This window comes from Parabacteroides sp., assembly GCF_977054455.1.
The window spans coordinates 1-25,132 of sequence record NZ_CDRTCT010000032.1 but is presented as its reverse complement, the minus strand read 5'-3'; the positions used below and the strand labels follow the sequence as shown (position 1 = coordinate 25,132).

The following is a 25,132-nucleotide window of genomic DNA, read 5'->3' as shown; positions in this document are numbered from 1 at the left end:
GGTTATTCATCCAGTCCGCATTTTTTTTCTTTGCGGACCTTGATCTTGCCTCCTAATCCTTGAATTAGTTTACGGATTGTTGCAGCGTACTCTTCGGGAATGGCTATCTCGAATGTCTTTAATGTTTTTATCGTTTCTTTTTTTATACTTGTTGCTTCCATTTTTACTTAGTTTAAATATTACAACTTGAAACAAAGATACATAATAATCGGCAATTGGCCTATTTCTCTTCATCAATAATCATGCCGCTGCCGAGGCAAAGATGGTGGTCTTTGTCGTAGACCACTCCGTACTGTCCGGGGGCGATTCCCTGGATTTTGTTGTCGGATTCGATGCGGTAGAGGTCACCGATGCGACGGATGCGGCCATGTGTGAAGTCCGGCGTGTGACGGATCTTGAAAGTGATCTCTTTCTCGTCCGCAAACTCTCCCCACGGGTCTTCGGTAATGAAGTCGAAGCCGTGCATGTTGATAATCTTGCCGTATTGTGTTTCCGGATCATAACCGTTGGAAACATAGATGATGTTCCGCTTGATATCCTTTTTGATAACGAACCACGGTCCGCCACTCAAGCCTAAACCCTTACGCTGCCCGATCGTGTGAAACCAATATCCGTTGTGCTTGCCCAACACCTTGCCGGTTTCCAGTTCGACGATCTTTCCGGTCCGTTTTCCCAGGTAGCGCTCGATGAAGTCATTATAGTTGATCTTGCCTAAGAAGCAGATACCCTGGCTGTCTTTCCGTTTGGCGCTCGGCAGTTTTTGTTGCTCGGCGATGGCTCGGACTTCGCTTTTCATCAGGTGTCCGATCGGGAACATCAACTTCTGTATCTGCAAACGGGTGATCTGGCCGAGGAAGTCGGTCTGGTCCTTCACGGGGTCTTTGGCAGTGGAGAGCCAAACTTTGCCGTCGATCTCGGTTGTCGTGGCGTAATGGCCGGTTGCTATCTTGTCGAAGTCTTTGCCCCATTTCTCCTCGAAACAGCCGAACTTGATGTATTTGTTGCACATCATATCCGGGTTGGGGGTGAGTCCGCGTTTTACGGAATCGATGGTGTAACTCACGACACGATCCCAATACTCGTCGTGCAAGGAGACGATCTCGAACCGGCATCCGTACTTCTTGGCTATATAGGAGGTGATCTCGATATCTTCTTCGGCGGGGCAGTCTATATATCCGTCTTTATCTTCCATGCCGATACGGATATAGAAAATGGTTGGATCGTATCCAGCCTCTTTCAACTGGTGGACGACTACGGAGCTGTCTACTCCTCCCGAAACTAATGCTGCAATTTCCATATTTCTACAGTGAATAAGAATTGTACAAAGGTACGGTAAATTTTTCAATTAAAACAGGAGAGATGCTTTGGGCGCTTCGGGGTATATTTATAATTTTGTACGTTTAGTTCATCTTAATTGATAAAAACGATATGCATATACGTTATTCAGCTTTGTTATTGTCAGCCTTATTGTTGTCGACTGATGTTCATCCTTATTCGGCTTGTCTCTTGCAGGAAATGCAGGAGGTTTCTGTCCCTAACCCGTGGAAAGGGAAAAAAGTGGCTTTCTTGGGTGATTCGATTACCGATAAGATACATGTCGGGACGACGAAAAATTATTGGCAGTATCTTTCGGAGATGTTGGGCATGGAACCCTTCGTTTACGGCATTAACGGTCATCAGTGGAACGGCGTGTTGGAGCAGGCCGGGAGATTGCTGGCTGAACGGGGTGGCGATATCGACGCAATCCTGGTCTTTGCCGGGACAAACGACTTTAATGCCGGAGTCCCTTTAGGTGAATGGTACGCCGAGAAGGAAGAATCCGTTGAAGTGTCGGGGCCGAAGCGGGAAGTGCGGAAGCGGCGGACGCTACAAACGGATGACCGGACGTTCCGGGGACGTATCAACCGTGTCCTGTCTTATCTGAAAGCGAATTATCCGACGAAACAAATCATACTGTTGACTCCGATACATCGCGGATATGCCGAATTCGGGGATAACAATATCCAGCCGGACGAATCTTATCCCAACCGGATCGGTCTGTATGTGGATGAATATGTGGAAGTGATCAAAGAAGCGGCCAATGTCTGGGCCGTTCCTGTCATCGACCTCAATAGCGTCAGCGGGCTTTATCCTGTCAGCGACTCCCATACCCGATATTTTCATAAGGAAGATACGGACCGCCTTCATCCGAATGCGGACGGGCATTACCGGATGGCAAAGGCTTTGATGTATCAACTATTGACTTATCCGGCCGATTTTGAATAAAACATATCGCAGGCGATTTGTTGCGAGGCTGACAGATGGGCATCTGTTCCATCGACAGAAGTCCATCTGTCGATGCAGCAAATTTTCAGATTCCGATATATCCTTTCAGCGCATTCACATAATCCTCGAACGCCTGCTTGCCGACAGGCGTGATCCGGCAGGTGGTACGGGGCTTTTTCCCGACGAAGCTTTTCTCGACTTCGATATATCCGGCTTCATTCAATTTGTCTATCTGCACACTCAGGTTGCCGGCGGTCGCTTGTGTCTTTTCTTTCAGGTAGACGAAATCGGCTTCATCAACCGACAAGAGAATGGACATGACCGCAAGCCGGAGCTGGGAATGTAATAATGGATCTAATTCTTTGAACATAGCTGCTTCATTTGTTTATTCAGGATATGTCCCGGTATAATCATCATGACGGCAAAGATAGCGGCGAAAGCTAATAACCGGTCGGCCCCGTGTATAAATAAGATGGAAAAGGAGAGTGCAATGCTGACAGATCCGGCTATGACCATCGGCTTATATTTGCTGACACATCCGGAGAGCGTTGTTGCCATCCCCATTAGCAACGGGATGATGAACAAGATGTCCACCTTTCCGGCAAAAGAGACAAGGGATAGGAACCAGCCGACAACGCCAAACACGATCCATATCTGGCCGGTGATGCGGTCTATATAGTTTTTAACTCCTCTTTTCCCGTTTTTGCGGGCGAAATAGATCGTGATCGGGCCGGCAATGACGGGCAGTGCGAACCATAAATAATTCACCTTGTAAGAACCGGTCTGCAGGAAAGCATACCAGATGGCAACCGCTATTATAATCGTCGTGTATCCCCATACCAGAAGCGGGTAGGCGGCATAACGGGCTACATTTTCTTGGGTTTCCCTGATCATCCGGGTAATGAGTTCCAGACTTTCTTTCTCGTTTAATTTTCTGTCTTCCATGACTTTATTTGTTTTTTATTTTGTTCGTATGTACTTTGTTGATTCAAAGATAATTATTTTTCAATGAGCCGGCTTCTTTCGTCGGCCGAACTTCTTTCGATCTTGCTCTTTTTCACTTTCTTCCCGCTGTTGAAGTTCCATGTCAGGGATATTTTGAAAGTCCGTCCCGAAAGGGCGCTTTCGTACCGGCTGTAAGTTGTGTAGGCATCGATACGGCTGACGAAGGACTGTCGGCGGTCGAAAATATTGTTGGCGGAAGCCGTCAGAAGGAAACGGTTATCGGCAAACTTCTTGCGCACGGCCAGATGGACCGTATGGCGGGGAGCGACCTCGCTGTTTCCGGAATAGAGGCGGCTTGTCCCGCTGTACTGGACCTCTGCCGTGAAATCCGCCGGCAGCAGAAACGTTGCATTGGCATTGGCAAAGGCCAGATAATGCGCTTTGAAGTCGGCTTCTTCCGTCATCCGGATATCCTGCCGCACGCCTACGAAGTTTGCCGTCAGGTTGCACCATGCGGTCGGTTGCATCGGCAGGTTGATGGCTACGAACCAGTGGTTTTCCGAATGATGGTTCTCGTAGGTGATGTAGGAGATATCCGGATTTCCCGCATCCTGTTTGCAAAACTCCCGGATCAGGTCGTGGTGGAAGTTTCCGCCGACGGTCAACGTATAGCGGTAGTTATAGACCAATGTTGCACTGAACCTGTTGATATAAGTCGGACGCAGATAGGGGTTCCCGATCTGGTAACTGTAGTCGGACGTTTGCAACCGGTTCGGGTTCAAGGTGTAGAATGCCGGACGCTCGATGTTGCGGGCATATTGGCCGACCAGCATCCACTTTTTCATCCGGTCGAATGCATACGTGGCACTCAGGTTGGGGAAGAAGTCGAAATAGTCACGTTTGATGCGGTCGCTCCGGTCGTCCGTCTGTGTGTATTCTCCCCTCAGGCCGGCGATAAGCGACCACTTGCCTGCCTTGGCCGAAAAAGAAGCATACGCGCCCATGATGTCCTCCTTGTATTTCAGGCTGTGCCCGTAGACTGGGTTTTCTTTCCATTCCTGCTGTTGCAACAGGCCGTCATAGCGGGAATAGTCGTCCATGGAAGTATGCGTGTACTTCACTCCGGCGTTCAGCGACAGGTTTTTGTTGAAATATTTCAATCCCGACAGGTCGGATGTGACAATTTCGTAAGTCGCATCCGCATGGCTTCTGTAGAGGCTGTCGTGTTTCAGCATTTCCGTCTCTTGGGTGACGCTGTAGTCATTATCGCCTTTCGATTTTTTATTTGCATAATCGACGATCAGTTTGATCGCTGAACCTCGATTGTCTATTTTATGCAGATAATTCATCGTGGCGGTGACAGTCTGGTATTGGCTGCTCTGTCCGTATTTCCCGTTACTGTTCAGCATGAATCCTCCTTTCGTGAGATTTGTCCGGCTCCAGGACGGTCCTTTGGCCGTTTGCCGGATGTATTCGATTTCTCCCCCGACACTATTGGCCGTATCTATTTCAAGGATCGCCCCTAAACGTCCCGTCCCGTAACCGGAGCGGGTGTCGAATCCTGAAAGGCTCGAAAAATGAATAGTTTCCTCCGGGTATTCCCTTTCCGAACTCATCTTGCTTCTGTCGTTCGGTGTGAATATGCCTGAAGCCGCTGCCTGGATGCTCCATTTTCCAATACGTGCATGAAGGCCGGCGGAAGGTAAATACCGGGTTAATGAAGGAGCCAAAAACGTTCCCATCGAGATATTTCCTTGTACGCCGTTATCCAGCCTGCGCCGGAGGGAGATCCGGATAACTCCGCCCCGCATATTGGCATCATATTCCGCTCCGGTAATCGGGATCACTTCGATCCGCCTGATATTCTCGGATTTTAATGAACGCAGGTAGGAAAGCAGTTCTTCTCCGCTCAACTTGATTTCCCGGTTGTCTACAAACACCTTGGTCCCCGATGCTCCATTGATGGAAATGCTCTTGTCGGTCAGCCATACGCCCGGTGCTTGCGATAACAATTCCGTCCCGTCTTTGCCGCTGGCAGGGGAGACGTTGACGACAAAGCGGTCTGCTTTCCGCTCGATATTAGGAGCTTGTACTACCACTTCTTTCAATGCATAGGTTGAAGTCTCCAATATAAATGCCTCGCGTGTGTCGGCTGATAGCCGGATTGACTTGCGTATCGTTTCAAAGCCTATACATTGAATAATGAGTGTGTAGGCTCCTGTGTCGGCCTTCAATGCGAAGTTTCCGATACTGTCGGTTGCACCTCCGGCTATTTGATCGCCGTTCCGCAGTAGAACGACGGTCGCATAGTTCACCGCTTCCCCTTGATGGTTTTGTATATGGCCGCCGTATACTGTCGTATTCGTCTGGCCATATACGTGAGCGGAGAGAGTCGCCACCGTTAGTAGGATCAGGAGTGATACCCGTTTCATGACTTTATTCGTGAGTCGGGTAGTACAATTTCAGGCTGACGGTCTCTTCGTCCTGTTTAGGTTTCCAGCTTTTCATCGCGTAACCCTCGACTGGCTTTTTATCTTCAGAGAAATCCATTTTCCAATTGTCGTTTTCGTCATGAAAAACAGACAGGTCGAATTCGTCCCATTCCACATTTTCCAGTTTGATGACAGCGGTTCCCTTTTCGGCTTTAGCCATTCCATAAACCGGTTTGCTTTCTTTTCCCTGTTGAGCCATCACCAGGATGTTCCCTTTTTCACCCCGGATATTGCTGACCTTCACGATGATGGTGCGGGCTATTACCGAACTGCAACTGAAAATCAGGGCCAATATACTTGTTATAATAATACGTTTCATTTTTTCCCCTCCTCTTGTTTGATAAAATACTGACTAATGATGTTTAAACTCAGATCCAATCCCCAGCCGGCGACTACCCATAAAAACCACCAGTAAGATGGATTTGTGATATAATTGACTATTGCAAGGAAACTGCATACTACGATATATCTCAGGATATTCATTTTCATCTGTGCTGATAATGAACAGTCTCTTTTGTTTGTCTCTGTTGTTGCTTCCATTTTTGACTTCTTTTTAAGTTTGATGTGAATAAGTTTATTTTGTAAACCATATATGGATTAAAAAAGTGCAAGGAGCTGCGCGTTTCTCACTTGCACGCTACAAAAATAAAATAGTTTATGATGTAAACCAAATAAAATGGGAAATACTTTTTATTTTTCAAATCAGGATTTTGTCGGCAGGCAATCGCTCTGATACGAATATACAAAATAATTCGATACAATTCCCGAAATATCTGTACCTTTGCGAGGGAACCTTTTAAATAATAATATGGGAAAAGCTAAAAGTTCGTATATGAGAAATATAATGTTATCGCTTATGACTGCAATGGCTATGACTGCCTGTACGGGGCAGAAGGTAGAGACACATGACCGTGCGTCTCTACAGGATGATTTCAATTATGTCGTGGATCAGTTTGCTGATCTTCAGATACTGCGTTATCAGGTTCCGGGATTCGAATCCCTTTCTTTGAAGCAGAAACAATTATTATACCATTTGTCGGAAGCCGCCCAGATGGGCCGGGATATCCTGTTCGACCAGAACTGCCGTTATAATCTGCCGATCCGCCGTACGTTGGAGGCTGTTTATACCGGCTATAAAGGAGATCGTACAGATCCGCAGTTTGTTGCTTTGGAGACTTATCTGAAGCGGGTTTGGTTTGCCAACGGCATCCATCACCATTATGCGGAAGATAAATTCGTTCCCGGCTTTACTCCCGAATTCTTCCGTACTTGCGTCTCCGGGGTTGAGGCTTCCGCACTTCCGCTACGTGAAGGGCAGACGGTGGAACAGTTTGTCGCCGGGATCAGCCCTGTGATCTTTGATCCGGGTGTGATGGCGAAACGTACGGTGCAAAGTGGAGATGTCGACCTGATCCGGGCTTCGGCCAACAATTATTATGGTGAAGGAGTTACCCAGGAAGAGGTCGAGGATTTCTATGCCCGGATGAAAGCCGGGAAAGATACGATTTCTCCGATCTCGTACGGCTTGAACAGTCGTCTGGTAAAAGAGAACGGCAAGCTGGTCGAAAAAGTGTGGAAAGTAGGCGGCCTCTATTCGCCGGCAATCGAAAAGATCGTGTCGGAATTGCAGAAAGCCGTGGCTTTTGCCGAGAACGATGCGCAAAAAGCAATCATCGGGAAACTGATCGAGTACTATCAGACCGGCGACCTGAAAACTTTTGACGCCTATTCGATCCTGTGGGTGGGAGATACGGCTTCGGAGGTCGACTTTGTAAACGGCTTTATCGAAACATACGGTGATCCGTTAGGAATGAAAGCCAGTTGGGAATCGACCGTGAACTTTATAAACAAGGAGGCGACGAAGCGGACGAAAGTGATCAGCGACAATGCACAATGGTTCGAAGATCATTCGCCGGTAGATAAACGGTTTAAGAAAGAAAAGGTGAAAGGTGTCAGTGCCAAAGTGATTACGGTTTCCATGTTGGGAGGCGATTGCTATCCGGCAACCCCGATCGGTATAAACCTCCCGAATGCCGACTGGATCCGCCGCGATCATGGTTCGAAATCCGTTACGATCGAGAACATCACCGAGGCATACGACAGAGCTTCTCTGGGAAATGGCTTCAATGAAGAATTTGTCTGGAGCGATAAGGAGCGCGAGGAATTGAAGAAATACGGATTTATCACCGACAATCTGCATACCGATTTGCATGAATGCCTGGGACATGGTTCCGGCAGATTGCTTCCCGATACCGATCCGGATGCTTTGAAGGCATACAGTTCGACATTGGAAGAGGCGCGTGCCGATCTTTTCGGTTTGTACTATCTCGGAGATGCCAAGCTGGTGGAACTCGGACTTGTGCCGGATGCCGAAGCCTATAAAGCCGAATATTATAAATATATAATGAACGGCCTGATGACGCAGCTGGTCCGGATCGAGCTGGGCAAAAATATTGAAGAAGCCCACATGCGTAACCGCCAGCTGATCGCCAAATGGGTGTATGAAAAAGGAAAGGCCGATAACGTGATCGAGCTGAAACGGCGGGATGGCAAGACATACGTGGTTGTGGGTGACTATGCCAAGCTGCGCGAACTGTTCGGAACTTTGCTGGCGGAAGTACAGCGTATCAAGAGCGAAGGCGATTTTGCCGCCGGAAAGAAACTGGTGGAAGAATATGCCGTAAAGGTCGATCCGGCTCTTCATGCCGAAGTGCTGGAGCGTTATGCCAAGTTGAACCTGGCTCCGTATAAGGGATTTGTGAATCCTATGATGAAGGAAGTCAAGGACGATAAGGGAGAAGTAACGGATATTGTGCTGGATTATACTGAAGGATATGCCGAACAAATGTTGCGTTACAGTAAGGAGTATTCGTTTTTACCGTCTTATAATGAATAATAAAGCACATGTTAGAAGATGAATTAAAAGAGATACGGACCCAGCTTCGCCTGGCGATGAATGGTGTGATCTCCACCAGCATGAGGGAGAAAGGTATTGTCTACAAATTGAATTTCGGTGTACCTCTGCCTGAAATCAAAGAGATTGCCGCTACGCATAGACCGGATTCCGAACTGGCTGCCGCCTTATGGAAAGAAGATATTCGTGAATTCAAGATCTTGGCTTCTCTCTTGCAACCGGTGGACGAATTCTCGTCCCGGAAGGCGGGGCAATGGGTGAAGGAAATCCCTTATTTGGAAATTGCGGAGCAGTGCAGCCATAATTTGTTTTATAAGTTGCCGGATGTGGAGAATCTGCTGCTCGGACTGATTTTTAATGTGGAAGACGAATATGCACGTACGGTGGCTTATCTTGTCTGGGCCGAACTGTTTAAGGAAGGAAGGGAACTGATTGCACCGGTGAGGGCCGCATTTATTGTGGAATGTATGCGTACGGTAGCCTGGCCTGAGTTCGGGGCGACTTTCAAAGAAAAGCAGGCTGCGGTGAAAGCGATGAAATTTTATGGAAGGCAGTCGGCGGAACAGGCGCGGCAAATGCTGGGCGGGTTCGACGAATTCCCTGAATTTATGAAGACGCCCGAAGGACAGGAAATATATAATGATTTAAAATTTGAATTTGAATATTGCCGTTAAGGCTTTGCGTTTAAAATAAATGCGCTAACTTTGTCGGTCGCGTGGAGTCGCAACTTGAAGATGGATGCAAAAAAGTACACAGAGATGCAAGACCTGTTCACCAGGTATCTTGCCGAGAAAAAACTACGAAAGACGGAGGAACGGTATGCCATATTGGAGTGTATATGCAGTTTCCCCGGTCATTTCGATATGTGTTTGCTTCATCAGAAATTGGAGGAAATGAATTTTCATGTCAGTCGGGCGACTGTTTATAATACGCTTGATGTATTGGTAGACAGCGGTATGATTGTGCGCCATCAGTTGACTTCCCAGGCTGTACAGTATGAATTGCGGATATTGGCGGAGACCCATTCGCATCTGATCTGTACGAAATGCGGAGCGATCCGGGAGCTGAAGGATGCAACTTTGAAAAAAGATGTAGACAATTTGAAGGTGACACGTTTCACTCCGGAATATCATGCGCTTTATATTTACGGCTTGTGCAGTAAATGTAAATACCGGCTTCAGCGGAAGAAGTAAGAATATTAACATCTATATAATATATAAACGATGAAAGTTGACGTTCTATTAGGATTGCAGTGGGGTGACGAAGGCAAAGGAAAAGTTGTCGACGTTTTAACTCCGAATTACGATGTGATAACTCGTTTTCAGGGAGGTCCCAATGCTGGACATACTTTGGAATTTAACGGTGAAAAGTATGTGTTACGTTCCATCCCCTCCGGTATTTTCCAGGGAGGCAAGGTAAACGTTATCGGTAACGGTGTCGTACTGGATCCGTTGTTGTTCCAGCAGGAAGCGGAAGCGCTTGCCGCCAGCGGACACGACCTGACCCAACAACTGTGTATCTCTAAGAAAGCTCATTTGATCTTGCCTACTCACCGTATATTGGATGCTGCTTACGAAGCGGCGAAAGGTTCGGGCAAAATCGGTACGACCGGTAAAGGCATCGGCCCGACTTACACGGATAAGATCAGCCGTAACGGCCTGCGCGTAGGCGACCTGTTGCATAATTTCGATGAAAAGTATGCTGCTGCAAAAGCAAGACATGAAGCGATTCTGCGTTCTCTGAATTATGAATATGATATTACCGAACTGGAAGCGCAATGGTTCAAGGCTTTGGATTATCTGAAACAGTTCCGTTTGATCGATAGCGAACATGTTGTCAATAATTATCTGAAAGAAGGCAAGTCTGTTTTGGCTGAAGGTGCACAGGGCACGATGCTGGATATCGACTTCGGTTCTTATCCGTTCGTGACTTCTTCCAATACGATTTGTGCAGGTTGCTGTACGGGTTTGGGGGTTTCCCCGCGTAACATCGGCGAGGTGTATGGTATCTTTAAAGCCTATTGTACGCGTGTCGGTAGCGGTCCGTTCCCGACAGAGTTGTTCGATGAGACTGGTAGCAAGATCCGTCAGATCGGACATGAATATGGTGCGGTGACCGGACGCGAACGCCGTTGTGGCTGGATTGACCTGGTTGCGCTGAAATATGCAATCATGATCAACGGTGTGACGAAACTGATCATGATGAAGAGTGATGTGCTGGATGGCTTTGAAACAGTGAAAGCTTGCGTTGCCTATAAAGTCAATGGTGAAGAAATAACAGAGTTCCCGTTTGAAATCAACGAAGGCATCGAACCGGTATATGTGGAAATGCCGGGTTGGAATGTCGACATGACGAAGATGCAGAGCGAAGACGAATTCCCCGAAGAGTTCAATGCTTACATCTCTTTCCTTGAAGAAGAGCTGGAAGTGCCGATCAAGATCGTTTCAGTCGGTCCTGACCGTGAGCAAACAATTGTCAGATATACCGAAGAATAAAACCTGGAAATAATACAAAATGGCAGAAGACCACATCCCGTAAGGATGATCTCCTGCCATTTTTGTTTTTGGCAGGCTTTTTGTCGTTTATGATTTTGTATAACTATTATAAATTAGAAGAATATGAGCATGTATTGGATTATATTTATCGGTTTTGCCCTTCTTAGCTGGCTGGTCTCTTCCAGACTCCAGAATAAGTTTGAGAAATATTCGAAGATTCCTATGCCGAATGGCATGACAGGGAAAGATGTGGCGGAAAAGATGTTGCATGATAACGGTATTTATGATGTAAAGGTCATTTCCACTCCCGGACATTTGACGGATCATTATAATCCGGCAAACCAGACCGTCAACCTGAGTGAATCGGTTTATTACAGTAATAGTATTGCCGCTGCTGCCGTTGCGGCTCACGAATGCGGGCACGCTGTCCAGCATGCTACGGCTTATGCGCCTCTCCGGATGCGTTCGGCTTTGGTTCCGGTCGTCAGTTTTGCTTCCAACATTATGACATGGGTCTTGTTGGGGGGGATGTTGCTGTTGCATACATTCCCGCAGTTATTGCTTTTTGGTATTATCCTGTTTGCAATGACCACCTTGTTCAGTTTCATTACGCTGCCGGTCGAGATCAATGCAAGCCGGCGGGCTTTGGCTTGGTTAAGCAATGCCGGTATCACAAATGCTTATACGCATGACAAGGCTGAAGATGCCTTGCGTTCTGCCGCTTATACATATGTGGTGGCTGCTTTGGGTTCGCTTGCTACATTATTATATTATATCATGATTTTCCTGGGTGGAAGAAGCCGGGATTAAACAGGAAGCATTACCTTTGCAACCTGAATAAATAAATTAGTGAATCATGCAAAAGCCGTCTATCCCTAAAGGAACAAGAGATTTTTCGCCTGAAGAAATGGCGAAGCGTAATTATATATTTAATACTATCCGCGAAGTGTACCATCTGTACGGATTTCAGCAGATCGAAACTCCGGCTATGGAAAACCTGTCTACGCTGATGGGTAAATATGGAGAAGAAGGTGATAAGTTGCTTTTCAAAATATTAAATTCCGGTGATTGCTTTTCCGGAATAACGGATGAAGAACTGTCGGAGCGCAATGCCGTAAGATTCGGAATGAAAGCCTGTGAGAAAGGTTTGCGTTATGACCTGACGGTCCCTTTTGCCCGTTATGTGGTACAGCACCGTAATGATATCGCTTTCCCGTTCAAACGTTACCAGATACAGCCGGTATGGCGTGCCGACCGTCCGCAGAAAGGACGTTACCGCGAGTTTTACCAGTGTGATGGCGATGTGGTAGGTTCCGATTCGTTGGTGAACGAAGTCGAACTGATCCAGATTATGGATGAAGTATTCCGCCGTTTCGGAATCCGTGTCTGTATCAAGATGAACAACCGTAAGATTCTTTCCGGTATTGCGGAGATAATCGGTGAAGCCGATAAGATTGTCGATATCACGGTTGCTATTGATAAACTGGATAAGATCGGTCTGGATAATGTAAATGAGGAATTGCGTTCTAAAGAGTTGTCTGAAGATGCGATAGCCCGTTTGCAGCCGATCATTATGCTGAAAGGTACGAATCGTGAAAAACTGGCTGTCCTGAAAAAGGAACTGGCCGCATCGGAAATAGCGATGAAAGGTATTGCCGAAATGGAATTTATCCTGGACCGCATCGGGAAGTTGGAACTGACAGCTGAGTTGGAACTGGACTTGACGTTGGCACGTGGTCTGAACTACTATACGGGTGCGATCTTCGAAGTAAAAGCGTTGGATGTCCAGATCGGAAGTATCACGGGGGGAGGACGCTATGACAATCTGACCGGTGTGTTTGGCCTGGACGGTGTGTCTGGTGTCGGGATCTCCTTCGGTGCCGATCGTATCTTCGATGTGCTGAACCAGTTGGAACTTTATCCGGTCGATTCTTTGAAGACCACGCAACTGCTGTTCGTGAACTTCGGCGAGAAGGAAGAAAATTATTTATTGCCTTTGATCTCGAAAGTGCGTGCTGCCGGTATCCGTACGGAACTATATCCCGAATCTACCAAAATGAAAAAACAGATGGGATATGCCGATACGAAAAAGATTCCGTTTGTGGCGATTGTCGGTGAAAACGAAATAAATGAAGGTAAGATCAATCTGAAAAATATGTTGACAGGTGAACAGTCTCTCGTCACATTAGAAGAGCTGATCGAAAGATTCTAACAAAAAAGTAAAGGAAGTGCTGCGATTCTATTGTGGCACTTCTTTTTTATATACATATCCTTATGAAAATACCTTGTCTTATTCTCTCGATTGCTTTATGTCTGTCATCTTGTAAATTCCAACCTCGCGCCTCTTGGGTGACGACGACCGAGAAGGCTTTCTGGCAGGAACAACCCGATCTGCTTTCCGCTTCGGCTGATACTGTCCGGACAATCGATGTGACCGTATATAAGGATAAGCCCTTGCAAGAGATCGACGGGTTCGGTGCCTGTTTCAATGAATTAGGATGGATTTCTTTGAGCCGTCTGGATCCGGCCGACCGTGAAAACATAATGGAGGAACTTTTTTTTCCGGAATACGGGGCTAATTTCACTATCTGCCGTATGCCGGTCGGGGCAAATGACTTTTCACGTGACTGGTATTCTTATGATGAGACGGACGGTGATTTTGAAATGAAGAATTTTACTATCGCGAACGATCAGCAGACCTTGATCCCTTTTATCCGGAATGCCCGGAAATATAATGCGGACTTGCGTATCTGGGCGTCTCCTTGGTGTCCGCCTTCCTGGATGAAGTATAACAGGCATTATGCTTCGGCTTATACCGGAGAGGCTTATGATGAAAGATACCGGAACGGCTTGCCGGCGGATAAGATTGGGCACGAAGGGGAAGATATGTTTATTCAGGATTCGCTCTATTTGCAGGCATACGCTTTGTATTTTTCCAAATTTATCCAAGCTTATAAGGAGCAGGGGATAAACCTATTTGCCGTCATGCCGCAGAATGAATTTAATTCCGCTCAAATCTTTCCGAGCTGTTGCTGGACAGCGGTCTCGCTGGCAAACTTTATCGGCAATTATTTAGGGCCGGCAATGGCGGAACAGCAGGTAGAAGTCATGTTTGGAACTGTCGAGCGCAAGAACGAAGCGTTGGTCGATACGATCCTGTCAGATCCCGTCTGCCGTCGTTATATAAAAGGTGTCGGTTTCCAATGGGCCGGCAAGGGAGCGATAAAAGGAATACACGAACGCTATCCGGATTTGAAACTTTACCAGACGGAGCAGGAATGTGGCGACGGTTTGAATGACTGGAAAGGGGCCGTCTATTCCTGGAACCTGATGCGGCATTACCTGGATAATGGCGCTTCTGCCTATATGTATTGGAATATCTCCCTTGAGAAAGGAGGGATCAGCCGTTGGGGGTGGGCGCAGAACTCGCTGGTGGTTGTGGATCCTGTTGATAAAACTTATTCTTTTACTCCCGAATATTATATAATGAAGCATCTGAGCCACTATGTCCAACCCGGTGCCCATAAGGTGGAAACAGACGGAACGTTTACCGATCTGCTTGCTTTTGTCAATCCGGATGAAACCATCGTGATCGCATTGGCGAACGAAGGGTATGACAGCCGTACCGTTTCAATCCGTATCGGAAACCGCGTGTATCGACCGTTGCTTCCGGCACAGTCCGTTTCCACTATTTTAATAGACTGATAGTTGAACTTCCTCGTTCACTCTCTTGTTGTAATGGGGAAGTCCTTTTGTGGCAGGATAGTCATCCTGTCAGACATATTTGCATTGTCAGCCAGTCCGGAGTGTAAAATTGTCAGTCTTTTCCCTGACAACCGTTTTGGCACAGTATTCGCATAGGCATTTACGTGCGATAAGAAAGCACAAGATTAACGTAATATTATTAACAACTAAAAAATATACAACGATGAACATTAGACCATTAGCAGACAGAGTGCTGATTAAGCCGGCTGCAGCAGAAGAAAAGACACTTGGCGGAATCATTATCCCCGATTCAGCAAAAGAAAAACCTTTAAAAGGTGAAGTTGTCGCCGTTGGTAACGGAACAAAGGATGAAGAAATGGTTGTAAAGAATGGCGATACTGTACTGTACGGCAAGTATGCAGGTACGGAAATCGAACTGGACGGCGAGAAATATCTTATCATGCGCCAGTCTGATATTTTGGCTATTATCTAATTCATTATTAAGAACAATAAAAAATATAAGATATATATTACTATGGCAAAAGAGATTAAATACGATATGGATGCCCGCGACCTTCTGAAGAAAGGTGTGGATGAATTGGCTAACGCAGTAAAAGTAACACTGGGCCCGAAGGGACGTAACGTGATCATCGAAAAGAAATTCGGTGCTCCTCACATTACAAAAGACGGTGTAACGGTAGCTAAAGAAGTTGAGGTTGCTTGCCCGTTTGAAAACATGGGTGCTCAGCTGGTTAAGGAAGTCGCTTCCAAGACTAACGACAATGCCGGTGACGGAACGACAACTGCAACCGTTTTGGCGCAGTCCATTATCGGTGTCGGTCTGAAGAACGTAACGGCAGGTGCCAACCCTATGGACCTGAAACGCGGTATCGACAAAGCTGTGGCTAAAGTCGTGGAAAGCATTGCTGCCCAGTCTGAAGCTGTAGGCGACCAGTTCGAAAAGATCGAACACGTTGCCAAGATTTCCGCTAACGGTGACGAAGCCATCGGTAAACTGATCGCTGAAGCTATGCAGAGAGTGAAAACCGAAGGTGTTATCACTGTAGAAGAAGCTAAAGGTACGGAAACTACAGTAGACGTAGTAGAAGGTATGCAGTTCGACCGTGGTTATATCTCTCCGTATTTCGTAACCAACACGGAAAAGATGGAATGCGAGATGGAAAATCCGTATATCCTGATCTATGATAAGAAAATCTCTGTATTGAAAGATTTGCTGCCTATCCTTGAACCGGCAGTTCAGAGCGGTCGTCCTCTGTTGATCATCGCTGAAGATATCGATAGCGAAGCATTGGCAACTTTGGTTGTAAACCGTCTGCGTGGTTCTTTGAAGATCTGTGCTGTTAAGGCTCCGGGCTTCGGCGACCGTCGTAAAGCCATGCTGGAAGATATCGCTGTCCTGACCGGTGGCGTTGTGATCTCCGAAGAAAAGGGCTTGAAGCTGGAAGGCGCTACAATGGATATGCTGGGTACTGCTGAAAAGGTTACGGTAGACAAAGACACGACTACTATCGTAAACGGTGCAGGCGATAAGGAAGCTATCCAGGCTCGTATCGGCCAGATCAAGACTCAGATCGAAAATACGACTTCCGACTACGACAAGGAAAAACTGCAGGAACGTCTGGCTAAGATGGCCGGTGGTGTTGCCGTACTGTATGTAGGTGCTCCTTCTGAAGTAGAAATGAAAGAAAAGAAAGACCGTGTCGACGATGCTCTGCATGCAACTCGTGCCGCTATCGAAGAAGGTACGGTTCCCGGCGGTGGTGTCGCTTACATCCGTGCTATCGAAGCATTGGAAGGCATGAAGGGTGAAAACGAAGACGAAACAACCGGTATCGAAATCGTTAAACGCGCTATCGAAGAACCGTTGCGCCAGATCGTTGCCAACGCCGGCAAAGAAGGTGCGGTAGTTGTTCAGAAAGTAAAAGAAGGTAAGGGTGACTTCGGTTACAATGCCCGTACAGACAAGTATGAAAACTTGTGTGCAGCCGGTGTAATCGACCCTGCTAAGGTAACACGTGTAGCTTTGGAAAATGCCGCATCTATCGCAGGCATGTTCCTGACTACTGAATGTGTGATCGCTGAAAAGAAAGAAGAAACTCCGGCGGCTCCTGCCATGAACCCGGGTATGGGTGGCATGGGCGGTATGATGTAATTCTTCCCATAAAGCATAAACGCAGAAACGGCTGCTTCCCGAAAGAGAGGTGGCCGTTTTTTTGCGTAAAAAAGTAAGGTTACTGTTTGGCAGTTTCAAAAATGTTGCTACCTTTGCAACCGCAATCGAGAGAGATTGCTTCACTGAAAAGTGCTGAATTGCCCAGGTGGCGGAATTGGTAGACGCGCACGTTTCAGGTGCGTGTGTCGAGAGGCATGCAGGTTCGAGTCCTGTTCTGGGCACTTCAAAGCGGATGATCTATAGGGTTGTCCGCTTTTTTTATATCCCTTTATGAGGCCTGATTAAACTTTGGACCGGTATTTCCGTCTGTTATAGGAGGGAAACGGAAGGAGATAATGATTATTTTCTTATATTTACCCCAAATTAGTGAGTAGGAATGCAACAATATATAGAGGAAGAGATAATAAAACAATTACGTGATCCGGCGCATCAACGTGATGCCTTCGCGCAGGTTGTCAATTTCTACGGGGAGAAGTTGTATTGGCAGATACGGAAAATGGTGCTGGACCATGACGATGCCAACGACTTATTGCAGAATACATTCCTGAAAGCTTGGACGAATATCGACTATTTCCGGGGAGAAGCGAAGTTGTCGACCTGGTTGTATAAGATCGCGATAAACGAATGTATCACCTTTCTGAACCGCCAGCGTGCGCAGAACAACGTTTCGATCGACGATACGGACGTGTTTTTGCTGGAGCGTCTGAAAGGAGACGAATATTTCGATGGAGATGCTGCACAGATGAAGTTGCAGGAGGCCATTCTGACATTGCCGGAAAAACAACGTGCCGTTTTTAATATGAAATATTTTGACGATATGAAATATGAAGATATGTCTGAGATTTTCGGAACTTCCGTAGGCGCATTAAAAGCCTCCTATCACCATGCGGTGAAGAAAGTAGAGGAGTTTTTAACAAAAGACATTTAAACCTTTCGTGTTACCATTTGTCAAAAGAGCATAAAAGAGAGATGATATGAAAACAGAACAAAACAATCTGGACCGTCTTAAAGGGAAAAATCCTTTTACTGTGCCTGAGGGGTATATGGAAGGATTGACGGCAAACATCATGAGTCAGCTTCCCGAAAGAGAGCCTGAAGAGGAGGCGAAAAAGGTTTCCTTGATGGATCGTGTTCGTCCCTGGTTATATATGGCAGCCGTCTTTGCCGGACTGGGGTTGTTTTTTAAAGTTTTGGTCGGACCCGAAGACAAAGCGGCGAAAACCGGTTCTCTACTCGTAAAGACAGAAGTGTCTCCTGCTTCAGTTTCCGCTCTGCAAGCGGCCGAGGATGAAGAATACCTGGAGTATCTGGAGGAACAATATGCCGGTTATATATTGGCAGAAGAAATAGGGGAAACCGAATAGATTGAAAAAAAATTAAGTTTGACGAAATATTTTTGAAAGAATACTTGTATGAATAAAATATTTTTTATTACATTTGTGGCGTGTTCAGTTGTGTTCTCATTCAGTGCTCACGCTCAAGGTGGGAAACAGCATCGTAACTTTGATAGAGAAGCGTTCCTTGCTAAGAAGAATGCTTTTATTACGGCAGAGATGGGGTTGACCCCGGAAGAGGCTGCATCATTTATACCTCTTTGTAACGAACTGCAAGAAAAGATGTTTGAGGCCGGTCGTGAATGTCGTAAACTATCCAAAGATTTAAAGCATAATGAAAGTGCAACCGATGCTGATTACCTGAAAGTGATTGATGAGTGTGTGAACGTGAACATGAAACAGGCACAGTTGGAAAAGGAGTATTATGAAAAGTTTAAAAAGATATTGTCTCCAAAGAAACTTTACAGATACAAACGTGCGGAAGGAAAGTTCGCACGGGAGTTTATGAAAGGAGGAGACGATAGAAAAGAAGAGAATAGAAAGAAATAAAATATTATCATTATTTGTGTTTTTTGTTTAGATTTAGTTTTGGCGTTTAAGTTAAGGGAGGGGTGGCGACGTGATGTCGGTTCCCCTTTTGTTTTTATAACCCTTTCGCTTTTGCTTCATTCCAGATCCGGTCCATTTCTTCCAAAGACATTTCTTTCAATGATTTGCCTTCTTTGATGGTATGCTCTTCTAAATAGTTGAAACGGCGGATAAACTTTTGGTTCGTGCGTTCCAAGGCATTGTCCGGATTGATCTTATAGAGGCGGGCAGCGTTGATCAGGCTGAAGAACAGGTCGCCGAATTCAGCTTCCATCTTGTCTGCATCCATCTTATCGATTTCGGCTTTCAGCTCGGTAAACTCTTCATGCACCTTATCCCAGACCTGGTCGCGCTGTTCCCAGTCGAAGCCGACGTTGCGGGCTTTGTCTTGGATACGGTGGGCTTTGACAACAGAAGGCAGGGAAGCGGGGACGCCTTCGAGAACGGTCTTGTTGCCGCCTTTTTCCTTTAGTTTGAGTTGTTCCCAACTTTGTTCCACCTTGCCGGCTGTATCGGCTTGGGCGTCTCCGAAGACGTGCGGATGACGGTAGATCAGTTTCTGGCAGAGGCTGTCGCATACATCTTTGATGTCGAACGCCGCCTTTTCCTCACCGATCTTGGCATAGAAGGCAATGTGCAGGAGCAGGTCGCCCAATTCTTTTTTGATGTTATTGTTGTCATCTTTCATGATGGCATCGCACAACTCGTAAGTTTCTTCGATCGTATTCGTACGAAGGCTTTCGTTTGTTTGTTTACGGTCCCACGGACATTTCACGCGAAGCTCGTCCAGTATGTCGAGCAACTGTCCGAAGGCTTCCATCTTTTCTTGTTTTGTTGCCATTTGTCAGTTTGTTATAATTGGAAGGAATGTGAAAAAAGAACCAAGTACGCGAATGGCGCGGATAAACACGGATTTTTATTATAAATCCGCGAAGGTCCGTCCAATCCGCGGTCATCTGCGTACCCGGTTCTTTTTGGGCATATGCCTATAAGATGTTATTTATTCTTTTCTTGTTCTTTAAATACCTTCAACCCGTTTTCCAGGAACTGGATATAGTCGGGAACACTTTCGTTGAAAGCGTATGACGGGCCGAGCGGTTCGCCTTCGTCGTTCAGCAGGATGTAGAACGGCTGGGCATTCGCTCCGAACTTACTACGCTGCAAGTAACTCCATTTGTCGCCGATTGTTTTCAGTTTACGGGTCTTGCCATGCTCTTCGATTGTGATCGGCTGCGGCAGCTTCGTCTTATCGTCAACCATCAGGGTGATCAGGACATAATCCTTTTCCAATATCTGTTTTACTTTCGGGTCGGTCCAGACGGATGCTTCCATCTTGCGGCAGTTCACACAACCGAAACCGGAGAAGTCGATCATGACCGGCTTGTTCACCTTCTTGGCATAAGCCATACCGGTTTCGTAATCGTCAAAAGCAGCGTGCACTTCACTATCGTATAAGTTGAAATCCTGAGTGTACAAGGGAGGAGCGAAAGCACTGATCGTTTTCAATGGCGCTCCCCAAAGCCCCGGAACCATATAAACGGCAAAGGAGAATGAAATGATCGCCATGAACAGGCGCGGCACGGATACGTACGGCAGGTCGCTGTCGTGGCTGAACTTGATCTTGCCTAACAGGTAACAGCCCAACAGGATAAAGATGACGATCCAAAGCACGATAAACACTTCGCGGTCCAGCAAGCGCCATCCATAGGCCAGGTCGGCCACGGAGAGGAACTTGAGCGCCAGTGCCAGTTCGAGGAAGCCTAACACCACCTTGACGGAGTTCAGCCAGCCTCCGGACTTCGGCATGCTTTGCAGCATATTGGGGAAGATGGCGAAAAGGCTGAACGGAATGGACAGCGCCAAAGCAAAACCGAACATGCCGATAGCCGGTCCTACCGCCGTTCCCATCGAGGCAGCCTGTACCAGCAAGGTCCCGATAATCGGACCCGTGCAAGAGAAGGAAACCAGCACCAGCGTGAACGACATGAAGAAAATGCTGATTATGCCCGTTGTCGAATCCGCTTTCGAATCCAGCTTATTCGTCCAGGAAGAGGGCAATACCATTTCGAACGCCCCGAAGAAAGAGATGGCGAAGACTACTAACAGCAGGAAGAATATGATATTGAAGATCGCATTCGTCGACAAGTCGTTCAGCGCACTTGCTCCGAATATACCCGTAATCAGCAATCCCATCACCAGATAAATCACAATGATCGAAAGTCCGTATGTCACCGCATCGCGGATCGCTTTCTTGCGGTCTTTCGTCCGTTTGAGGAAGAAACTGACCGTCATCGGGATCATCGGCCACACGCAAGGTGTCAGCAGGGCGATCAGTCCGCCTAAGAAACCGGCGAAGAAGATAAACAACCAGGACGTATCGGTTGCAGAAACCGTCGTGTCGCCGAAAGCCTTCAGGCTGTCGATTACAGGCGTCCAGAGAGCGGCGTTGTCCGTCAGTTTGTTGGAGACTTGTGCCGGTTGGGAGCCCGCTTGGCTGTTATCGGCATCCGGATCGGGAGTCGTCGGTTCGGCGACTTCTTCCGTCACCTTTTCCGTATCCGGCTGTATGGCTGTCACGTCTTCCTGAGCGGCCGACGGAGCCTCGGTCGTTGTTTCAGCGGCGGCTGTAAGCTTGACATTCTTTTTGTCGAACGAGAAACCGACACGGTCGGGAGGCAAGCAAGTCTCGTCGTTGCAAGCCATGAATTCGACTTCACCCTCGGCTTTGAACTTGGCAGGATCGGTCACTTTGATCTTCTGGGTGAACGAAACCGTTCCCGGATACCAGCGCAGGTCCATTGCGAACAGTTCGTCGTACACGGTAGTCGGTTTGACGGACGGCGTCGGTTTGCCGATCAGCTCGGCTCCTTTCAGTGTCTCGAATGTGAACGAAGTAGAGACAGGGCCGCCTTCCGGCAGGTCCTGGTCATATAAATGCCAGCCTTTGTCGGCAGTAGCAGTAAACACGATTTCCTTTTCTGCCGAATCGGAATCATTCAATTGGATCTTCCATTTCACAGGCTGGAGAATCTGTGCCTGCGCGGTCAGTGCCACGAGCACTAACATCAAGGTACTAAAGAGCTTCTTCATATTATTTTTATTTTTGTTTATTTAGCTAAAGAGGTAAACTTATCAGGAATGCGTGTCTCGAAATGCATCTCTTCGCCCGTTGCCGGATGAATGAAGTCGAGCCGTCGGGCGTGAAGCATCAGCCGTCCGGTAGGATCTGTCTCCGCACCGTATTTGTAATCGCCGGCGATGGAGTGGCCGATCGACTGCATCTGTGCGCGTATCTGGTTCTTGCGTCCTGTCTCGAGGTCGAGTTCCAACAACGAATAGGCTCCGTTGCTGTGCAGCAGGCGGTAGCGAGTGATCGCCTCTTTCCCGTCTCCTTCAGCCGTTACGTAGACTTGCATCTTTGCATTTTCGGTCAGGTTGGAGACGATCAGGTCGGCGTCTTTATCGGGCCGTCCTTCCACTACGGCGACGTATGTGCGTGCTGTGATGGCGGAGTTCCAGTTCGATTGCAACTCCTTTTGTACCCGTTGGTTCTTGGCGAACATCATCAGCCCCGAAGTATCGCGGTCCAGGCGATGGAGCACGAATATCTTGTTACGCGGGTCCGTCTTCTTGACATATTCGCTGAGCAGGTGGAAAGCGGTCCGTTCCTTCACGCGCGTGCTGGAAACCGAAAGCAAGCCTTCTTTCTTGTTCACGACTATCAGGTCGTCATCTTCCCAAACAATCGTGAGCAGCGGATTGTTGAACTCGACTTTCCCCCGTTCGTAACTGATTAACACCTCGTCGCCCGGTGCGAGCGGCGTGTTGAACTGGGAAGTTACCGTGCCATTGACCGAAATCTGTCCGTGGGCGAGTAACGCCTTGACTGAACTTTTACTTTGTTCGTTTAAAAGACCGAACAGGAAAGGAAGTAACGTATTCTCCTCTTTCACTGTAACTTTACGTCCTCGAGGGGCCCTGGATCTATCTGTGCCTCTGTATTCTGAGCGTCTTGTCATATTCCTAATTTATATAGTTTACAAAAGTACTACAATTTCTTGATATACGGAAGAACGTGGAAGGGGTAAACTATTGGGGTACGTGACCGGACGCATAGTTTGCTATTTTTCTCGCCAAACCGGGAGGTATTGCCAATACTTCGGAAATCCCATATCTTTAAGTTCGAGCAGACTGCAATCGGATTTAAGCAGTTCCTTGATATGCTTTTTGAAGTCGTTACCGGGACTAATCATATCAAGGATATAGGCTATACAAGAAAGTATGGCAAACAATTTGTTTGTACGTATTTGTTCGATAGTCGTTTTGTCCATAAACGGATAAAGAGTGTTGTATGGTAAGGTTATGCTGACCATAAATCGACGATTCCAAATGCGACTGTGGTGGGCACAACAGTTGCGTAGATTGGATATTGCGTGTAGCCAATTCTCCAATATAGCCACTTTTTTCAAGCCGAATTGATCAGTAATGTATTCTTTGCGAGTGTCTAATCTTAAGGATTGGAATAAACGGCTTAATGTGGAAAACGACACCACTTCGAGTGCCATCCAACTCGGTGGCATTGGTGGAAAATTATATTTGGAACTGTAATGCTTGATAAAATCCTCGTTGCTACGGTTTACGTCGACTTCGATATGTTCCATTAAATTATCATAGTCGAAACGATATAAACATTCATTATCATACCAATGGCTATCACCTGTGCTTTCGGCATAGACTTGTACAATTTTTGTGCGCACCGCTACCTCAATCTTCTCAATTGCATTGAAAATAAGCGAACGTAGTCTGCGGTCAAAGCAATAGAGGCTGATGATGTCCTTAAAGTGTATGTCTTTACGAGTGAAGTTATGGTCGGTTTCGTCATCGTTTTCTTGGAACGGATAAGTGTAAGCACGAAGCCGGTAGTAGCTAATATTGAAAAGATAAGCGGTCGCCTCGCTTTCATCATCGAAAACAAGCCCTCGTTGTTTTAGCCGCGCAACTTGCTCGGCGAGGGTCAACGGCTTCTTTGTATAATTAATTTTATCAGAAGCTGCCATGTGAAAACTCGAAGACCTCCCCGGGTGCGCTGTTCTATGGGAAGCGTGGGAGGTCATATTGTTTGCAAAGGTAATATTTTGTATATGAATTTGCAAGGCTCTCATGAAAAATGTTTGCAGTGTTCCTGTTTTTCTTTGTGTTTATTAGGAATTCCCTCCTTATTTGTTGTACCTTTAGATGCTATCGTCTGGATGATTTGGCGAGGATGGCGCAAGGGCGTTCATCTTTTTCATCGGCTTTTGCCGTTGCGGGAAGACGAAGGCGGCTGCAGATCTGAAGAGGATGATGCAGGCGGAAAAGCTGGTGCGGACGTTCGTCGGGAATGCGTATCTGTTTCATGTTCCGGTGGACGGAGTGTGAACAATTAAAGGGCGCGGCAGATGGAGTTGATTGGGTAGGAAAATAATTGTGTGGTGATTTGTAGTGACTGCGCTTTTAATTTATATAAAATGTTCTTATCTTTGTTTCGTGCGTAAGGGCAAAGCGTTGCCGGCATCATTTTGTTTTAGAAAACGTAGGCGTTTAAAGATACTATTTTATTTGGAATCTGGACAATTTCATCATCACGAATAGGCACGACGTCAACGTCCTTTTATTTGTTTATACACAATGGATATGATGTAGATTGTATTCATATGTTATACAGATAAAGGGCGTGGCGCTGTTGTTTATGTCGTGATGAGGGCCGTCCAGAGCCTCAAATAGATATATCAACAGTTTCCACGCCTCTTTATTTATCTATTTCAATTATATTCAATCGGGAACTGTTGAATGTAAAATAAACACATAGCGAGAAAGCAAAATTGAGAAAAGCGTAGCGAACAGACTGAAAAAGCGTTCGTTACGCTATATTTTTCTCTCGGCAAAAAGCCAAAGAGAGCCACAATATAGCCAAACAGCGCAAAAGTTCAGTTACTTTATCATTACCCGTGTGATGATGCAAATTTCTTGCAAAAACTAAATTTTGCATCGTTTGGCGTCATTTGTCGTATCTGTCGGTAACTCACTATAAACTAATGTAGATAATAACTGAAAAGTACTCCACTTAGTAATTGAAAAGTATACCACTAAGTGCGTCTGATTAGACGGTTCAAATATAGTTATTTTTCATTGGATTTCAACATTTTTTGTGTTTCTTTCAC

25 protein-coding genes and 1 tRNA gene are annotated in these 25,132 nt (G+C 46.6%); 14 read left to right on the top strand and 12 right to left on the bottom strand.

Going from position 1 to position 25,132, the window contains the following annotated elements; translation table 11 throughout:
- Positions 1-2: 2 nt before the first annotated feature.
- Positions 3-161 (bottom strand): hypothetical protein, encoded by a 159-nt coding sequence (locus tag ACW6QF_RS15590; protein WP_298552599.1) that lies wholly within the window; start codon positions 159-161, stop codon positions 3-5.
- Between the two features lie 59 nt (positions 162-220).
- Complete coding sequence (gene mnmA, locus ACW6QF_RS15585; protein ID WP_456088483.1) at positions 221-1,297, bottom strand: tRNA 2-thiouridine(34) synthase MnmA; 1,077 nt, start codon at positions 1,295-1,297, stop codon at positions 221-223.
- A 131-nt stretch (positions 1,298-1,428) separates the two neighbouring features.
- On the opposite strand from mnmA, the gene ACW6QF_RS15580 reads away from it, so the two are divergent.
- Positions 1,429-2,265, top strand: coding sequence for an SGNH/GDSL hydrolase family protein (locus ACW6QF_RS15580; RefSeq protein WP_456088482.1), 837 nt, complete (start codon positions 1,429-1,431; stop codon positions 2,263-2,265).
- Between the two features lie 85 nt (positions 2,266-2,350).
- On the opposite strand, the gene ACW6QF_RS15575 is transcribed toward ACW6QF_RS15580, so the two are convergent.
- The 5 genes from ACW6QF_RS15575 to ACW6QF_RS15555 are packed head-to-tail and all read right to left on the bottom strand — an operon-like array spanning position 2,351 to position 6,242.
- Positions 2,351-2,635, bottom strand: a complete 285-nt coding sequence (locus ACW6QF_RS15575) for a winged helix-turn-helix domain-containing protein (protein WP_298552604.1) — start codon at positions 2,633-2,635, stop codon at positions 2,351-2,353.
- Positions 2,620-3,210 (bottom strand): hypothetical protein, encoded by a 591-nt coding sequence (locus tag ACW6QF_RS15570; RefSeq protein ID WP_456088481.1) that lies wholly within the window; start codon positions 3,208-3,210, stop codon positions 2,620-2,622. Before ACW6QF_RS15570 ends, ACW6QF_RS15575 begins: the two co-directional genes overlap by 16 nt.
- Before the next feature lie 53 nt (positions 3,211-3,263).
- Positions 3,264-5,642, bottom strand: coding sequence for an outer membrane beta-barrel family protein (locus tag ACW6QF_RS15565; RefSeq protein WP_456088480.1), 2,379 nt, complete (start codon positions 5,640-5,642; stop codon positions 3,264-3,266).
- A gap of 4 nt (positions 5,643-5,646) precedes the next feature.
- Positions 5,647-6,021: a DUF2141 domain-containing protein gene (locus tag ACW6QF_RS15560; protein WP_456088479.1), complete on the bottom strand. Its 375-nt coding sequence runs from the start codon at positions 6,019-6,021 to the stop codon at positions 5,647-5,649.
- Positions 6,018-6,242: a 2TM domain-containing protein gene (locus ACW6QF_RS15555; RefSeq protein ID WP_456088478.1), complete on the bottom strand. Its 225-nt coding sequence runs from the start codon at positions 6,240-6,242 to the stop codon at positions 6,018-6,020. Before ACW6QF_RS15555 ends, ACW6QF_RS15560 begins: the two co-directional genes overlap by 4 nt.
- 292 nt (positions 6,243-6,534) lie before the next feature.
- On the opposite strand from ACW6QF_RS15555, the gene ACW6QF_RS15550 reads away from it, so the two are divergent.
- The 13 genes from ACW6QF_RS15550 (at position 6,535) to ACW6QF_RS15490 (ending at position 18,893) form a co-directional block, all read left to right on the top strand.
- The gene (locus ACW6QF_RS15550; protein ID WP_456088477.1) at positions 6,535-8,598 is read left to right on the top strand and encodes a dipeptidyl-peptidase 3 family protein; all 2,064 of its coding nucleotides are present in this window, start codon (positions 6,535-6,537) and stop codon (positions 8,596-8,598) included.
- An 8-nt stretch (positions 8,599-8,606) separates the two neighbouring features.
- Positions 8,607-9,290 (top strand): DNA alkylation repair protein, encoded by a 684-nt coding sequence (locus ACW6QF_RS15545; RefSeq protein WP_456088476.1) that lies wholly within the window; start codon positions 8,607-8,609, stop codon positions 9,288-9,290.
- A 60-nt stretch (positions 9,291-9,350) separates the two neighbouring features.
- On the top strand, positions 9,351-9,809 hold the full coding sequence (locus ACW6QF_RS15540) for a Fur family transcriptional regulator (RefSeq protein ID WP_308573343.1): 459 nt from the start codon (positions 9,351-9,353) through the stop codon (positions 9,807-9,809).
- A gap of 30 nt (positions 9,810-9,839) precedes the next feature.
- Positions 9,840-11,111, top strand: a complete 1,272-nt coding sequence (locus ACW6QF_RS15535) for an adenylosuccinate synthase (RefSeq protein WP_456088475.1) — start codon at positions 9,840-9,842, stop codon at positions 11,109-11,111.
- A 123-nt stretch (positions 11,112-11,234) separates the two neighbouring features.
- Positions 11,235-11,921 carry a zinc metallopeptidase gene (locus ACW6QF_RS15530; protein ID WP_298547126.1) on the top strand — a complete coding sequence of 229 codons (687 nt, stop codon included), beginning with the start codon at positions 11,235-11,237 and terminating at the stop codon, positions 11,919-11,921.
- 46 nt (positions 11,922-11,967) lie between these two features.
- Positions 11,968-13,323: a histidine--tRNA ligase gene (gene hisS / locus ACW6QF_RS15525; protein WP_456088474.1), complete on the top strand. Its 1,356-nt coding sequence runs from the start codon at positions 11,968-11,970 to the stop codon at positions 13,321-13,323.
- A 62-nt stretch (positions 13,324-13,385) separates the two neighbouring features.
- Positions 13,386-14,816 (top strand): glycoside hydrolase family 30 protein, encoded by a 1,431-nt coding sequence (locus ACW6QF_RS15520; RefSeq protein ID WP_456088473.1) that lies wholly within the window; start codon positions 13,386-13,388, stop codon positions 14,814-14,816.
- 223 nt (positions 14,817-15,039) lie between these two features.
- Positions 15,040-15,309: a co-chaperone GroES gene (locus ACW6QF_RS15515; protein WP_005636683.1), complete on the top strand. Its 270-nt coding sequence runs from the start codon at positions 15,040-15,042 to the stop codon at positions 15,307-15,309.
- A 42-nt stretch (positions 15,310-15,351) separates the two neighbouring features.
- Positions 15,352-16,989, top strand: coding sequence for a chaperonin GroEL (gene groL, locus ACW6QF_RS15510; RefSeq protein WP_298547137.1), 1,638 nt, complete (start codon positions 15,352-15,354; stop codon positions 16,987-16,989).
- 160 nt (positions 16,990-17,149) lie between these two features.
- A tRNA-Leu gene (locus ACW6QF_RS15505) sits at positions 17,150-17,231 on the top strand.
- Positions 17,232-17,386: 155 nt separating this feature from the next.
- Positions 17,387-17,938: an RNA polymerase sigma factor gene (locus ACW6QF_RS15500; protein WP_186929300.1), complete on the top strand. Its 552-nt coding sequence runs from the start codon at positions 17,387-17,389 to the stop codon at positions 17,936-17,938.
- Positions 17,939-17,984: 46 nt separating this feature from the next.
- The gene (locus tag ACW6QF_RS15495; RefSeq protein ID WP_456088472.1) at positions 17,985-18,374 is read left to right on the top strand and encodes a hypothetical protein; all 390 of its coding nucleotides are present in this window, start codon (positions 17,985-17,987) and stop codon (positions 18,372-18,374) included.
- A gap of 48 nt (positions 18,375-18,422) precedes the next feature.
- Entirely contained in the window at positions 18,423-18,893 is a 471-nt protein-coding gene (locus ACW6QF_RS15490; protein WP_298547143.1) for a hypothetical protein, read from the top strand.
- Between the two features lie 94 nt (positions 18,894-18,987).
- On the opposite strand, the gene mazG is transcribed toward ACW6QF_RS15490, so the two are convergent.
- The 5 genes from mazG to ACW6QF_RS15465 all read right to left on the bottom strand — a co-directional run bounded on the left by mazG (position 18,988) and on the right by ACW6QF_RS15465 (position 24,329).
- Positions 18,988-19,773 carry a nucleoside triphosphate pyrophosphohydrolase gene (gene mazG, locus ACW6QF_RS15485; protein ID WP_456088471.1) on the bottom strand — a complete coding sequence of 262 codons (786 nt, stop codon included), beginning with the start codon at positions 19,771-19,773 and terminating at the stop codon, positions 18,988-18,990.
- A 155-nt stretch (positions 19,774-19,928) separates the two neighbouring features.
- A complete protein-coding gene (locus ACW6QF_RS15480; protein ID WP_456088470.1) occupies positions 19,929-22,022 on the bottom strand; it encodes a cytochrome c biogenesis protein CcdA in 2,094 nt (697 codons plus the stop codon).
- 17 nt (positions 22,023-22,039) lie between these two features.
- Positions 22,040-22,951 carry an RluA family pseudouridine synthase gene (locus tag ACW6QF_RS15475; RefSeq protein WP_456088469.1) on the bottom strand — a complete coding sequence of 304 codons (912 nt, stop codon included), beginning with the start codon at positions 22,949-22,951 and terminating at the stop codon, positions 22,040-22,042.
- Positions 22,952-23,053: 102 nt separating this feature from the next.
- On the bottom strand, positions 23,054-23,989 hold the full coding sequence (locus ACW6QF_RS15470; protein ID WP_456088468.1) for an Abi family protein: 936 nt from the start codon (positions 23,987-23,989) through the stop codon (positions 23,054-23,056).
- Positions 23,990-24,170: 181 nt separating this feature from the next.
- Entirely contained in the window at positions 24,171-24,329 is a 159-nt protein-coding gene (locus ACW6QF_RS15465) for a hypothetical protein (RefSeq protein WP_456088467.1), read from the bottom strand.
- Positions 24,330-25,132 lie beyond the last annotated feature (803 nt).